This window comes from Clostridium sp. AM25-23AC (assembly GCF_003435125.1).
GTDB classification, from domain to species: domain Bacteria; phylum Bacillota; class Clostridia; order Lachnospirales; family Lachnospiraceae; genus Pilosibacter; species Pilosibacter fragilis.
This window is the reverse complement of record NZ_QWGI01000008.1, coordinates 47,342-62,013: the sequence shown is the minus strand read 5'-3', so window position 1 is coordinate 62,013 and position 14,672 is coordinate 47,342. Positions and strand designations below refer to the sequence as shown.

Genomic DNA, 14,672 nt, shown 5'->3' with positions numbered 1-14,672 from the left:
ACAAGAGTGAAAAGAATTTATTTGGGTCTGGCAGCTTCTGTGCTTCTGGCGGTCAGCAGTTTCCCCTCATATGCCGGACAGTGGAAGCAGGACACGGCAGGATGGAAATATGAGAACGATGATCATACATTTCTTCAAAATCAGTGGTTTCGGGACGATGACGGTAAATGGTATTACTTTGAATCAGATGGTTACATGAGCGCAAACTGCATGACGCCGGATGGATATGTCACGGGCGCAGATGGTGCCTGGATCGAAGGACTCGGGCAGAGCAAAGATCAGGCGGTACTTCCGTGGCAGTACCAGACTTTTTTGGGAAAAGGTCTGGATGTCACATGGTCAGAATTTCAGAAGCGGACCAGAACATACAGCATTAAGCAGGTACAGGAATTTAAGAAAGCCGGGGTCAGCCATGTCAGAATTCGGGTACAGGATGATATCAGCACCGAGCTTCTGGTATTGCTGGATATGCAGATCACTGATTGCCTGAAAAACGGAATTATTCCTGTTATTGCATACCAGGCGCATGAGTTTAAAACAGATCCAACAAAGGAAAATATGGATCATGTGACGGAATGGTGGAGCCAGATCGCAGAGCATTTTAAAGATGCTTCACATCTGTTGGCCTTTGATCTGATGATTGAATCTTCGGATGCGATCAATAAATTGCCGGATACGTTGAATGAAATGTATGAACAGACGGTTGCGGAAATCAGAAAAACAAATCCAGACAGAATCATTATGATCTCTCCACGCCTGCGGTCAGACCCTAATTATTTGTCAGAGCTGAAAATTCCAAGTGCACACAATGGATATATTATGGCAGAATGGCACTTTTATGCATCCGGTCCGGATAAGACAAATGAAAAGAAGCTGTGGACTACGGGAACGGATGCTGAGAAAAAGCTGATTACAGATAAGATCCAGACGGCGCTTGCATGGCAGCAGCAGACGGGGATTCCGACATGGGTTGGAGCCTGGATGCCGGGAAACTATAATAAAGGAAATACATACAGTGTAGAAGAGCAGACAGTATTTGCAGGATTTATGACGAAAGCATTGAGTGATGCAGGAATTCCGTTTGCGGTAAATGCAGATACAAAGTATTATAATGCGGCAGAGAATACATGGATCTCGTCCATGCAGCCGGTTTTTAAAACAATATTTCAATAAAGGAAGAAACTGTTACGAGCAGCGGAACGCGATCCGCTGCTCGTAGTAAATGCGATGCAATAGATAGTTTATAAAAAAGTATTATTTTACAAATCTAAAGAGTGTTTTTTGTGAAAAATCATGCATAATTTCATTTGTCTAAAAAAGATATATTCACCAAAACATTAATCTAACATTAATCTTTTCGTAAATGAATCATCCCACGATCCAGTGATTTCAAGATAGGCCTGCAGATATTCGACATTTTCGCCATTGATCTTGCAGTTCAGGAGGTGACGAGTAATTAAATAACCGGTAGTGGTATGGCGCTGTACTTCACCTACGATCTTTGGCGCTTCAAGTCCGGAATAATCATTTTCAATCATGGCTTTGACGGGAAAGCTGATGTAGCGGCTGCCGGGTCTGTTTTCCCATATAAGATCCGAGCGGGAATAAGAACTGTTTTCAGATACAATGAGTCCTTTACGTCCAGAAATTTCTGAGTTGGTATCTTTACACCAGACGTAGTATGAAGGATCGGATACGTATTGCCGGATCCGTTCTTTTTCACGGAAATCCCACGAGATGACGTGATGAAAGTCCGGAGTCTCAAGGATAAAGGGATTGACGAGCAGTCTCAGCAACCGATAATAGTTCCTCTTCAGACTTTGCGATCTTAGCAGCATCTGTTGATATTCTTCAATCTTTTTGTTGAGTTCCCGTTCCTGATTTTCCAGAAACTGATCATATTCAGATAATTCCAGAGAAGAAAATGCACGGATGTCTTTAACCGGTACTCCAAGATTCCGATAATACAGGATATCAGCTATGTCGATTAAATCCGTATTGGTATAGGTTCGGTAGTGATTACTCTTTTTGCTGACATGAAAGAGGTTCTCCTTTTCCCAAAAACGAAGAGTTGAAGGGGTAATGTTCAATATTTCGGATATTTCTCCGATGGTAAGATTTTTTTTGCCCATTTTTAGAACTCCGGTGAATGTGGATAATGATCAAAAAGCAACTGTTATTATTATAACAATTTCACACTTGACATTCAAGTAACTTTAAGGATTTAAATATAAGAAAAGCAATGCTGAAGGGGCTGGATGTGTATTATAGTGTGGTGCTGCAAGGTGATGGATAAGCATTCAGAAAACATGCAGTGTTGCTACAAAGATTATAAACTAAGGAGGTACTTATGAGAACTTTAAAGGAAAGGATCAAAAACTTTAAGATGCCGCATACATATGTGATACTTGTCACTATTATGTTCATCGTGCTGATTCTTACACACATCATTCCTGCCGGATCTTATGAGCGTGTAGAGGATGCGGTTACAGGAAAGATGGTCGTTGTGCCTGACTCTTACGCGTATGTAGATGCTGAGGCGCCGGGGCTGTTTGGTCTGTTTCAGGCTCTGGAAGCTGGTTATGTGGACGCTGCTGATATTATGTTCCTCATTATTTTTGCGTATGGTTTTGTTTATGTTTTAACCAAAAATGGAACGATGGATGCTGCGCTGGGAACTTTAGTACGGAAGATTGGCAATTGTGTCCAGCTATTGATTCCGATCACAATGCTGATTCTTGGTTTAATGGCATCTACCATGGGTATTTATGAGGAAGTCTATGGACTGTTTCCGGTTTTCGTAGGAATCTTTGTTGCCCTGGGTTATGATGCTGTCGTAGGCGGCGCAGTTATCTTTTTAGGCGTATCGATCGGATATGCCGCAGGCACCACGAATCCTTATACCATCGCTATTGCACAGGATATTGCAGGTGTTGAACTTTACTCAGGAATGGGATTCCGTTGGCTTATTTTTGTTGTCACAGAGATCATTGCCATTGCTTATGTGATGTACTATGCCCGCAAAGTCAAAAAAAATCCGACAAAGTCTGTGGTTTATGGCACTGAGCTGGATGCAGTCAAGGCAAAATCCCTGGATGAATTACAGACTGCATCCATGAATATCCGTCAGGGGCTATGTTTAGTACTTTTCTTTGGAGTCATTATATTTTTATTCTATGCTATTTTGAACCTGGGCTGGTATGTAGATGAAATATCAGCATTTTTCTTAATGGCAATGGTGGTTGCAGGTATTATCAGCGGTTATTCTGCAACTGAGATCTGTAAGACATTTATTGAGTCTACTAAGAGCATGGTTTCTTCTATGTTAATTGTCGGATTTACCAGAGGAATCTTGATTTTAATGAAAGAGGGCATGATCACAGATACGATCGTATACGGCCTGGTGAGCCTGCTTAAAAATACAAGTACATACCTCTCTGCCTACGGAATGATCATAATTGAGAACATTGTAAAACTCTTTATCAATGGTTCAACAAGTGCGGCAACGATCACAATGCCGATTTTGGCACCAACAGCCGAGCTGGTTGGTATGAGCCGTTCAATTGCCGTATTGGCATACCAGTTGGGACACAGCTTCGCAGATATATTCTGGCCGACTTCCTGCGCTCTTTGTTGTGGTCTGATGGGAGTGCCGATTAACAAATGGTATAAATTTATTACTCCGTTGTTTGGCATCCTGTTTATTATGGAGTTTGTATTTATGACGGCGGCTGTAATGATTGGTTATTAACAGATCCCATATATAGGAATAAAAAATATTATATTTAGAGGTAGCACTGATGCTTATTAAAAACGGATATTTGTTTACTACTTGTACAAATGATTTTGAAAAATTGGATATTCGTATCGAAAATACGAAAATAACGGAAGTGGATTTCAATATTTCTCCAAAAGAAAATGAAGAAGTGATAGATGCGGCGGGAAAATATATAACGCCAGGTTTCATTGATGCTCACAGTCATATTTGTATCAGCGAAGAAGGTATGGGAGAAGTGGGTGATGATTGTTGCGATTACTCGGATGCGATTACCCCTCAGTTAGAAGTGCTGGACGGTCTGTATCCTTTTGACAGAGCGGTGGAACGATCTGTCCGGGCAGGAGTGACCTGTGCCTGTGTTTGTCCGGGCAGTGATGGTGTTATCGGAGGTGTTGCTTCGGTTATCCGGTTAACGGGTAAGATTGCAGATGAGATGATCGTGACCCGCAAGGCTGCTGTGAAAGGCAGCCTTGGAGAAAACCCGAAGGCAGCTAAGCATGGATTCGCCTCACGCATGGGTACTGCTTATCACTTACGTAAGTGTCTGGAAGATACGAAGGAATATCTTTTTGAGAAGGAAGAAGCGGAAAAGAATGGTGATCATTTCCGATGCGATCCCGGCAAGGAAAATATGGCTATGGTTCTGAGGAAAGAAATACCGTTGCATATTCACGCTCACCGTTCAGATGATATCTGTACAGCGATCCGTATTGCCAAGGAGTACGATATCAGGATTGTTATAGTTCATTGCACGGATGGGATTGACATTGCTGAACATATAGCAGCCAGCGGTTTTCCTGCGATTGTCGGTCCAAGCATGAACCCGTGCAGCAAGCAGGAGGTTTGGAATAAGAGCTTTGAGACTGCCGGCATCCTCAATAGGGCAGGTGTTAAAGTCTGCATCACTGCCGATCATGATGTAACACCGCTGTATTATTTGCCTATTTATGCTGCTATGGCTGTTCGCTTTGGCATGGATGATGCGGAAGCATTGCGCGCAGTAACATCATATCCTGCAGAGATTTTGGGTATCGATGATCGAAAAGGTGCGCTTGTCAGCGGAAAAGATGCGGATCTCGTTATCTGGAGTCATCATCCATTTGATATTCATGCGAAAGCAGAACATGTTTTTATTGAAGGAAAACAGGAATGTTAAAAAAACAAAGGAACTTGACTGAAAAGTGTAAAAAGTCATTTATCGGGTGGAAATTACCTCATACATATGTAATTTTAACGATTATTTTACTGGTCGTAGTAGGATTGACGTATATCATTCCCGGAGGAGAATATGATCGGGTAATTGATCCTGCGAATGGAAAAACGATCGTATTACCTGACAGTTTCCATTTTGTTGAAGGAAACCGCCCAGACTTCTTTGATATTTTTCTTTCGGTGTCTCGTGGCTATGTAAGTGCTGCAGATATCTTGTTTCTTATTGTTTTTGCATATGGCTTTGTTTATGTATTGAAAGACAACGGCACACTGGATGCTGCGGTGTCTGCGCTGCTTAAATTAATGGGGAAACGTACCGAATTGTTGATACCTGTGGGAATGCTGTTGTTTGGCCTGCTCGGATCAACATTGGGTATATTTGAAGAAACCTATGGTCTTGTGCCGTTGTTTGCAAGCATAATGCTGGCATTAGGCTATGACAATCTTGTAGGAGGTGCCGTCGTTTATATTGGCGTAGCTACCGGATTTGCGGCAGCTATGACAAATCCGTTTTCAGTAGGAATTGCCCAGACCATCGCTGATGTACCGCTGAATTCCAGTGTTGCCTATCGCGCCGTGATTTTTGCAGTATTTGAAATGGTATCTATTTGGTATGTGATGCGCTATGCCAGAAAAGTAAAGCAGAATCCTGAACTTTCAGTTTTATATGGCTGTGATGAAGTGGAACAATCGGACAAAAAGCAGTATGATAAAGAGGTGAACTTTACATTTCGCCGCAAATTGTGTACGATTTTGTTTTTTGCTACGATAGGGATCCTGCTTTACGGAACGAGCATGCTTGGATGGTATATCGATGAGATATCTTCATTATTTTTAGCAATGATGGTAGTGGCGGGAGTCGTGGGAGGAAGCAGTCTGAATGAGATCTGTCTTACTTTTATTGAGTCAACTAAGAGCGTAGTATCCTCGATCCTTGTGATTGGATTTACCCGGGGTATTCTTATTGTCATGAAAGAAGCACTTATTTCCGATACAATAGTTTACTACCTTTCTTCTCTTCTGGATATCGGGAATCCCGTCATTTCTGCTATTGGAATGTTGTTTTTACAGAGCATCATTAATATTTTCATTAATGGTTCTTCCAGTCAGGCTACGATCACTATGCCAATTATAGCACCTGTAGCTGACATTGTAGGCGTAAGCCGCCAGACAGCGGTATTGGCATATTGTTTTGGTGACGGCTTTTCGGACATGTTCTGGCCAACGAACTGTTCATTGGAATGCGGTCTGATGGGAATCCCGCTTGAGCGATGGTATAAATTTATTACACCTCTGTTTTTGATCATGACGATCCTACAGGTATTTTTTATAGCATTGTCGGTTTACGTTTATTGATGTTCCCTGTGAGCAGGCGGGCAGGGAAAGCTCCGGGCTGTTTAACCGCCTGATATCTTTTTTATAGTAAATTATCTGAACAAAGCCGCCTTTTTTTAGCGGAATCTTAACCTCTCAAAACATACTTTTCTCACAATTCCCATGTTATACTAAACATAATTCGCCGGTTACAGGATCGTGGCGCTGCAAGCCCACAGATCCTGTAACGGCATCCCCTGTTCGTGAAATACCTGGCGGAGAGAACACGAATGTGGAAAAAAACCAAGTAACAGGGCGGATTTTGAGAGAATGGGAATGTCCGCCTCAAAAAGACAGGAGAGTGGAATATTGGGAATGACAAAAAAACTGCGGGAGAAGTGGAATGAGGCGCTGCAGGCGGTACTGCCGATCATCGCGATCGTGCTGGTGCTCTGCTTTGTGATCGCGCCCATCTCCTCCAGCATCCTTCTCTGTTTCCTTTTGGGAGCAGTCCTTTTGCTTGCGGGAATGATGCTTTTTACACTTGGCGCAGAGCTTGCCATGTCACCGATGGGCGAGCGAGTGGGAACGTGCCTGACGAAGAGCCGGAAGCTTCCGGTGGTGATCGGGCTGTCCTTTCTCTTAGGCTTCATCATTACGATCTCGGAGCCGGATCTTCAGGTTCTGGCGAATCAGGTTCCGGCTGTGCCGAACATGACGCTGATCTTGTCCGTTGCATGCGGAGTCGGCGCATTTCTTGTCGTGGCCCTGCTGCGAATGTTGTTCTCCGTGGCACTTCCGCCGTTGCTGCTTGCCTTTTACGGCGTGGTGTTTGTACTGGCGATGTTCGTGCCGAAGGATTTTTTAAGCGTGGCCTTTGACTCCGGTGGCGTTACGACGGGACCGATGACGGTGCCGTTTATCATGGCACTCGGTGTCGGAATCTCTGCAACGCGAAGCGACCGCCACGCGGCGGACGACAGCTTCGGTCTCGTGGCGCTCTGCTCCATCGGACCGATCCTCGCAGTCATGATCTTAAGCATGATCTTCAAGGCGGACAGCAGCGCCTACACGCCGCCGGTGATTCCGGAGATCGGTGATTCAAAAGAACTGTTCCTGCTCTTTGCAAGGGAACTTCCGGCCTACATGAAGGAGATTGCAGTCTCCTTACTGCCTATTATCTTATTTTTCATGATTTTCCAGATTTTCATGTTAAAATTAACAACAAGAAAATTAAAGAAGATCGCGATCGGTCTTGCCTATACATACGCGGGGCTGGTACTTTTCCTTACGGGAGTGAACGTGGGCTTCATGCCGGCGGGAAATTATCTCGGACAGGTGCTTGCGAAGTCCGCCCACCCGCTGTTCCTTGTTCCCATCGCAATGATCATGGGATATTTCATCGTAAAGGCAGAGCCGGCCGTGTACGTTCTCAATAAACAGGTTGAGGAGATCACGGACGGAGCGATCTCCTCGAAGGCCATGGGAATGGGACTTTCCCTGGGCGTTGCGGTTTCTCTCGGACTTGCGATGGTGCGGGTACTCACAGGAATCTCGATCCTGTGGTTTCTCATTCCGGGATACGCGATCGCGTTGGGAATCTCGTTTTTTGTGCCGAAGATCTATACAGCGATCGCCTTCGACTCCGGCGGCGTGGCATCGGGACCGATGACGGCAGCGTTTCTGCTTCCGATGGCACAGGGAGCCTGCTCCGCGCTTGGAGGAAACATCGTCACCGATGCCTTCGGTGTGGTCGCAATGGTTGCCATGACACCGCTTATCACGATCCAGGTCATGGGGCTGGCTTCGAGAATAAAAGCGAAGTGCGGAGCGCAGGAAGGAATATCCGCAGCTCATGGACAGTCCGGGGCATACGCGGCGTTTGAGCTGCTGGATGATGACGCGATTATTGAATTGTAGGAGGTTTTATGAGCGAATTATACTTGATGGCGACGATCAGCGACCGGAACCAGAGCCGGAGATTCCTCGCCTTCTATAAAGAATATGGGATTTCCGTCACATTCCTGACGTTAGGCCGGGGAACCGCGGCGTCGGAGGTGTTGGATGCCTTCGGGTTAGAGGCATCGGAAAAGGCCGTCCAGTTTGCGGTAGTGACGGCGTCGGAATGGAAAAAGGTAAAAAAGGGACTGGAACAGGAGATCAAGATCGATATTCCGGGAACGGGGATCGCCTTTGTGACTCCCCTGAGCAGCATCGGCGGAAAGCGGCAGCTTCGCTTTTTGACTGAGGACCGTGGATTTGAGAAAGAGGAGGAAAGCAGCTTGAAAGGAACAGACTACGAGCTTCTTGTAGTGATCGCAAATCAGGGCTATACGGATGTGATCATGGATGCGGCGCGAAAGGCCAACGCTACCGGCGGAACCGTGATCCATGCGAAGGGAACGGGAATGGAGAAGGCGGAAAAGTTTTTAGGCGTTTCCCTTGCTCAGGAGAAAGAGATGATCTTTATGGTCACGAAGACAAAGGATAAAAACGGCATCATGCAGAGCATCATGAAGGAAGCCGGGATCGGAAGCAAGGCGGGGGCAATCGTCTTTTCTCTGCCGGTGACGGAGACGGCGGGGATGCGTCTGATCGAGAAAAATGAGGACGATTAAGCTCTGTCGCGCTGACCGCAGCGGATCATAGGCCTGAAGGCACGGAACGGTGGCATTAAAAAAGAAAAGCGGTTTTCAGAAAAAACGCCGCGGAAACGCTCCGAAACCATTGACACTGCATATAGAGTATTGTACAATCATTCGTAAATCTTCGACCGGTCCGGACACAGAGCGGAGCGTGCGGGGAGACAAATCATGGACGAAGCCCCGGAAGAAACCGGGCGGCGTCAAATTTATAAAGATTTAGGAGTTGATTTTTTTGGATTCAGGGCAAGCCCTGCAGGGACTGATCGTAATTGGACTTCTGGCGTTATCCGCGTTTTTCTCATCGGCGGAGACGGCAATGATGACGGTAAATAAGATCCGTGTGCGGAATCTCGCGGAGGCGGGACTCAGCCATGCCGTTGTGCTGGAGAAGATCTTAAGTAATCAGCCCAAAATGCTTAGCGCAATTTTAATAGGAAACAATATTGTCAATATTTCAGCGTCTTCTCTGATGACTGTGCTGGTCACAGATGTGCTTGGAAATAAATATGTCGGTATCGGAACCGGCGTTTTGACGCTGTTAGTCCTGATCTTTGGTGAGATCACACCGAAGACTTCCGCGACGATCTATTCCGAAACCCTGGCACTTAAGTTCGCGAAACCGATCTATTTGATCATGCAGGTCCTGACCCCGCTGATCGTGGTCGTTGATGTCCTCTCCAGGGGCGTTTTAAAGATGATCCATGTGGATCCGAACAAGAAACAGGACGCGATCACAGAGGATGAGCTCCGCACGATCGTGGAGGTCAGCCACGAAGAGGGTGTGATCGAGTCGGATGAAAAGAAGATGATCTACAACGTGTTCGATTTCGGGGATTCTGTCGCGAAGGACATTATGGTTCCGCGTATCGATATGACATTCCTCGATGTAAATGCCAGCTATCAGGAGATTATGGATATTTTCCGACAGGAGAAGTATACGAGATATCCGGTCTATGAGGAGACGACGGACAATGTCATTGGCATCGTGAATATCAAGGACCTGTTCCTGATCCCGAAAGACAAGGAATTTAAGCTGCGGGATTACCTGCGTGAGCCGTATTACACCTACGAGTTTAAAAAGACGACGGAGCTTATGGTGGAACTTCGAAAGACCATGAACAGCGTTGCCATCGTTCTTGATGAGTATGGCGCGACGGCCGGGCTTATCACATTGGAGGATATGCTTGAGGAGATCGTCGGAGAGATCCGTGACGAGTACGATGCGGATGAGGAAGACAGCATCAGGAAGATCAATCCGAAGGAATATGTGATCGAGGGTGCCATGAAACTTGATGATCTCGACGACCAGCTTGGTCTGGATCTCAAGTCAGAAGATTACGACTCCGTCGGTGGCTATATTATCGGCCTTTTAGACCATCTCCCGCAGGCAGGGGAGGAAGTCACAAGCGGAAATCTCCGGTTTGTGGTGGATACGGTGGAGAGAAACAGGATTGACAAGGTGCATCTGTATATTCTGGATGCGCCGCAGAAGAGCGAAGAAAGTGAGCAGGAGAGCAAACCCGAACAGTGAAGTTACTGAACCGCGACAAAATTAGCGAAAAATGTACAGCTTTCGGTCTTGACAATTTTTTTCAAACCAATTAATATGAAACTATCCAAAAGGGGAGTAGTTGAAATGCACTGTCAACAATCGCGGCGGAAACGTCTGGTGGTGCATACCGGTAAAATGGTAACGAGACTTTTTGCAGAGAGAAATTTCTGCAGAAAGTCTTTTTTTGTTGCTCTGAGGATCCGGGAGCGATCCGATATGGCGGCAAAAAAAGACGGTCTGTAAAATTTCATGGAATCCATCGGCAGGGAAAGAGAAAAACCTGCGCATACTATTTTCAAGGAGGAGTTTTTATGGACTTTTTATGGAATGGATTACTATCGATCACCTGGCAGCAGGTCGTCATGTATGTGGTAGGGCTTTTGCTGATCTACCTGGCAATTGAGAAAAATTATGAGCCGGCCCTTCTTCTGCCGATGGGCTTCGGTGCGATCCTTGTGAATCTCCCGGCCAGCGGTGTATTAAACCAGTTTATGGAGGGCGCCGGTGAGACTCATGGAATCATCCAGTGGCTCTTTGAATCCGGCATTGAGGCATCGGAGGCTTTCCCGCTACTGCTCTTTATCGGTATCGGAGCTATGATCGACTTTGGACCGCTGCTTTCGAACCCGAAGATGTTCCTCTTTGGCGCGGCGTCCCAGTTCGGCATCTTTTTTACGATCTTTATGGCATCACTTCTCGGCTTTGATATCAAGGACGCTGCCTCTATCGGAATCATCGGAGCGGCAGATGGTCCGACTTCGATTCTGGTATCCCAGGTGTTAAAGTCAAACTACATCGGAGCGATCGCGGTGGCGGCATATTCCTATATGGCACTTGTGCCGATTATCCAGCCGATGGCGATCAAAGCGGTTACGACGAAGAAAGAACGCATGATCCGCATGCCGTATGAGCCGGGAAAAGTAAGCCGGTTCACAAGAATCGCTTTTCCGATCATTGTAACATTTGTCGCAGGACTTGTCGCTCCGGCGTCGGTTGCTCTTGTAGGATTCCTGATGTTCGGAAATCTGATCCGTGAATGCGGCTGCTTAAACAGCCTTTCCGAAACAGCACAGACGACACTCGCAAACCTGATCACACTTGTTCTCGGAATCACGATTTCTTTCTCCATGAAAGCGGATCAGTTCGTAAGCTTACAGACACTGATGATCATGGGACTTGGACTTTTCGCTTTTATTTTTGACTCCATCGGCGGCGTCATGTTTGCGAAATTCTTAAATCTGTTCAGCAAGAACAAAGTGAACCCGATGGTGGGAGCAGCAGGAATCTCTGCATTCCCGATGTCTGCCCGTGTCATTGAGAAGATGGGAATCGCGGAGGACAGAACAAACCATCTTCTGATGCATGCCATCGGAGCTAATGTTTCCGGTCAGGTCGCATCTGCAGTTGCCGGCGGAATCATCCTTGGATTCTTTATGTAGGAGGTCTGGACTATGAATGTAAATACAATGCTTGCTTTAGGAATCATGTGGAAGGGAATGCTTGGAATCTTCGTTGTGATGGGGATCCTGGCGCTCGTTGTTTATCTCCTCACGAAGGTGGGAGACCGTTAGCTTACCATCCCGCCCGCCATTCCGCTCAGCGTGCACATGGCGAGGACAGAGAGGAGCCTTTTCGTGTCTTCCGTGACACCGTCCTTCTGGGCGAGGGACATGAGATATAAAAACAGAAAATAGAGAGTTCCGAGGACCAGGCCCCAGAAAAAGCGCCTGGTCCTCATTGTTTTTCCTGCGAGGATGCCGCCGAAGAAGCAGGAAATGACGTAGACGGCACAGACGGCGACGTTTACCTGATTTTCCGGGAGACGGAACTTAAAGAGGGCGAAGGAAAGCACCGCCAGAAGAATGCCGGAGAGGATATAAGTTACGATCAGGGCGCGTACCATGCGCCATACCGGGTTTGTCTGCATGAGAAAACTCCTTTCTTGAAGGATGTACTCCGGGAGTCTTTCCGGAACTCATAAAATCGGGAACAGAAAGATTCTGAGAGGACATCATGGTGTGGGCGTTTGCTTTATACAGGATATGTGAGGAAAGGCCATGCATATGCATCGCGCGGCTGATCTTGTAACTGATGAGCCGATTTGGCTGAAAAAAGCACCCGGATATTTTTCCCTTGTGGCTGCCGGACATGATCGGGAAGCTGCCTGCGGCATGTTATGCGGATAAAAAGTGGATATCCGTACCGGATTTTCCTGCATCACGGCAATAAAATCCGTTGCATAATAGAAAATCGTATGGTATAATTTCATTTAAATTCGGGGTATTATGCCCACGATAAGAGAACAGGAGGAAATGATACCATGAAGCATGTAAAGACTTTAAGTTCCAACACTTTAAAGAACAGCATGAAGAAGGGCGGCTGCGGCGAATGCCAGACATCCTGCCAGTCTGCGTGCAAAACATCCTGCACAGTAGGAAACCAGAGCTGTGAAAACAGCAACCGCTAATGCGGGGCTTCGAATAAACGGAAGTTTTTAAAGAGACCCCTACGGTCGTATGATTGTAGGGGCTATTTCTTGTCTGATCAAAGAATCTGCCGGTGACGGGTTTCCCGGACAGCGATGCCGGGAAAGCCGCCACTGACAGACCACAAAGGGCAGGTAAGAAAGAAGTCAGGAGACCATCAGATCGTGACTGTAATCGGGAAGAGACGGAACAGTCACCTGAAAATTAAGACAGTAGGAGAAAGTTAGCTTTGATACATCAGTATATAAATAATGGATACCATATTGTTTTGGACGTAAACAGTGGATCGGTTCATTCCGTGGATGCGCTGCTCTACGATGCCGTGGAGGTTCTCGCGAAGATCGTCCCGGATATGGAAAAACCGATGCCTCTCACGGATGACCAGAAAAAAGCAGTGAGAGAAGCACTGGTCTGTAAGTACTCTGAAGAAGATATTGAGGATGCGCTCTCCGATATTCAGGAGCTCATCGACGCGGAGGAGCTGTTCGCTGCGGATATTTACAAAGATTATGTGATCGATTTCAAGAAACGTCAGACGGTCGTGAAGGCACTCTGCCTTCATATTGCCCATGACTGCAACCTTGCCTGTAAGTACTGCTTCGCAGAGGAAGGAGAGTACCATGGACGCCGCGCCCTCATGAGCTTTGAGGTCGGAAAGAAGGCACTGGATTTCCTGATTGCAAACTCCGGAAACCGCATCAACCTTGAGGTTGATTTCTTCGGCGGCGAGCCGCTTATGAACTGGAACGTTGTAAAACAGCTTGTGGAATACGGACGTTCCCAGGAGAAGGAGCACAATAAGAAATTCCGTTTTACCCTGACAACAAACGGCGTACTCTTAAACGATGAGATCATGGAGTTCTGCAACAGGGAAATGAGCAACGTGGTCTTAAGTCTTGACGGACGTCCGGAGGTCAATGACCGGATGCGTCCGTTCAGAAATGGTAAGGGAAGCTACGAACTTATTGTTCCGAAATTCCAGAAATTCGCGAAATCACGCGGCGAGAAGGATTATTTCGTCCGCGGAACCTTCACAAGAAACAACCTGGATTTCGGAAACGATGTCCTCCACTATGCGGATCTCGGCTTTGAGAAGCTTTCTATGGAGCCGGTAGTTGCAGCTCCGGAAGAGCCGTACTCCATCCGTGAGGAAGACCTTCCGCAGATCATGGATGAGTATGACAGACTCGCAAAAGAGTTTGTAAAGCGTCAGAAAGAGGGAAGAGGATTCAAATTCTTCCACTTCATGCTTGATTTAAGTCAGGGACCGTGTGTTGCGAAACGTCTGTCCGGCTGCGGTTCAGGAACCGAGTATCTTGCGGTAACTCCTTGGGGAGATTTATATCCGTGCCACCAGTTCGTTGGAAATGAAGAGTTCCTGCTTGGAAACGTGGATACCGGCGTGGTCAACACGAAGGTGCGCGATGAATTCAAGCTCTGCAACGTATACGCGAAAGAAAAATGCAAAAACTGCTTTGCGAGATTCTACTGCAGCGGCGGCTGCGCGGCAAATTCCTTCAACTTCCACGGCAGCATTACGGATGCCTACGATATCGGCTGTGAGATGCAGAAAAAACGTATCGAGTGCGCGATCATGATCCGTGCAGCTTTAGCGGAGGACGAGGAAAACAACTAAATCGATCATAGCGGTCAGGGGAAGAAAACCCCGGACTGTTATTTTAAGG

The 14,672-nt window shown here is 46.6% G+C and carries 13 protein-coding genes; 11 read left to right on the top strand and 2 right to left on the bottom strand.

The window, feature by feature from the left end; all coding sequences use genetic code 11:
• Positions 1 to 6: 6 nt before the first annotated feature.
• A complete protein-coding gene (locus DW677_RS06660; RefSeq protein ID WP_117566716.1) occupies positions 7 to 1,173 on the top strand; it encodes a cellulase family glycosylhydrolase in 1,167 nt (388 codons plus the stop codon).
• Positions 1,174 to 1,337: 164 nt separating this feature from the next.
• Here DW677_RS06660 and DW677_RS06655 read toward each other — a convergent pair whose 3' ends face one another.
• Positions 1,338 to 2,132, bottom strand: a complete 795-nt coding sequence (locus tag DW677_RS06655; RefSeq protein ID WP_117566715.1) for a MerR family transcriptional regulator — start codon at positions 2,130 to 2,132, stop codon at positions 1,338 to 1,340.
• 218 nt (positions 2,133 to 2,350) lie between these two features.
• Between DW677_RS06655 and DW677_RS06650 the strand changes: the two genes are divergently transcribed.
• From DW677_RS06650 to DW677_RS06610, 8 genes are all read left to right on the top strand, one after another.
• Positions 2,351 to 3,751, top strand: coding sequence for an AbgT family transporter (locus tag DW677_RS06650; RefSeq protein ID WP_117484033.1), 1,401 nt, complete (start codon positions 2,351 to 2,353; stop codon positions 3,749 to 3,751).
• A gap of 49 nt (positions 3,752 to 3,800) precedes the next feature.
• Complete coding sequence (locus tag DW677_RS06645; protein WP_117484032.1) at positions 3,801 to 4,934, top strand: amidohydrolase; 1,134 nt, start codon at positions 3,801 to 3,803, stop codon at positions 4,932 to 4,934.
• Positions 4,928 to 6,346: a TIGR00366 family protein gene (locus DW677_RS06640; RefSeq protein WP_117566714.1), complete on the top strand. Its 1,419-nt coding sequence runs from the start codon at positions 4,928 to 4,930 to the stop codon at positions 6,344 to 6,346. The genes DW677_RS06645 and DW677_RS06640 overlap by 7 nt, the downstream gene beginning before the upstream one ends.
• Before the next feature lie 333 nt (positions 6,347 to 6,679).
• Positions 6,680 to 8,224 (top strand): DUF1538 domain-containing protein, encoded by a 1,545-nt coding sequence (locus tag DW677_RS06635; protein ID WP_117566748.1) that lies wholly within the window; start codon positions 6,680 to 6,682, stop codon positions 8,222 to 8,224.
• Positions 8,225 to 8,232: 8 nt separating this feature from the next.
• Positions 8,233 to 8,922, top strand: coding sequence for a P-II family nitrogen regulator (locus DW677_RS06630; RefSeq protein WP_117566713.1), 690 nt, complete (start codon positions 8,233 to 8,235; stop codon positions 8,920 to 8,922).
• 259 nt (positions 8,923 to 9,181) lie between these two features.
• The gene (locus DW677_RS06620) at positions 9,182 to 10,480 is read left to right on the top strand and encodes a hemolysin family protein (protein ID WP_117566711.1); all 1,299 of its coding nucleotides are present in this window, start codon (positions 9,182 to 9,184) and stop codon (positions 10,478 to 10,480) included.
• A 332-nt stretch (positions 10,481 to 10,812) separates the two neighbouring features.
• Positions 10,813 to 11,940 (top strand): sodium ion-translocating decarboxylase subunit beta, encoded by a 1,128-nt coding sequence (locus DW677_RS06615; protein ID WP_021904605.1) that lies wholly within the window; start codon positions 10,813 to 10,815, stop codon positions 11,938 to 11,940.
• 12 nt (positions 11,941 to 11,952) lie between these two features.
• Entirely contained in the window at positions 11,953 to 12,072 is a 120-nt protein-coding gene (locus DW677_RS06610) for a hypothetical protein (protein ID WP_021904606.1), read from the top strand.
• On the opposite strand, the gene DW677_RS06605 is transcribed toward DW677_RS06610, so the two are convergent.
• The gene (locus tag DW677_RS06605) at positions 12,069 to 12,428 is read right to left on the bottom strand and encodes a TIGR04086 family membrane protein (RefSeq protein WP_117484029.1); all 360 of its coding nucleotides are present in this window, start codon (positions 12,426 to 12,428) and stop codon (positions 12,069 to 12,071) included. The genes DW677_RS06610 and DW677_RS06605 overlap by 4 nt on opposite strands.
• 393 nt (positions 12,429 to 12,821) lie before the next feature.
• Here DW677_RS06605 and scfA point away from each other — a divergent pair, with 393 nt between their 5' ends.
• Complete coding sequence (gene scfA, locus DW677_RS06600; protein WP_015553081.1) at positions 12,822 to 12,968, top strand: six-cysteine ranthipeptide SCIFF; 147 nt, start codon at positions 12,822 to 12,824, stop codon at positions 12,966 to 12,968.
• Positions 12,969 to 13,216: 248 nt separating this feature from the next.
• A complete protein-coding gene (gene scfB / locus DW677_RS06595) occupies positions 13,217 to 14,623 on the top strand; it encodes a thioether cross-link-forming SCIFF peptide maturase (protein ID WP_117566710.1) in 1,407 nt (468 codons plus the stop codon).
• Positions 14,624 to 14,672: the final 49 nt, after the last annotated feature.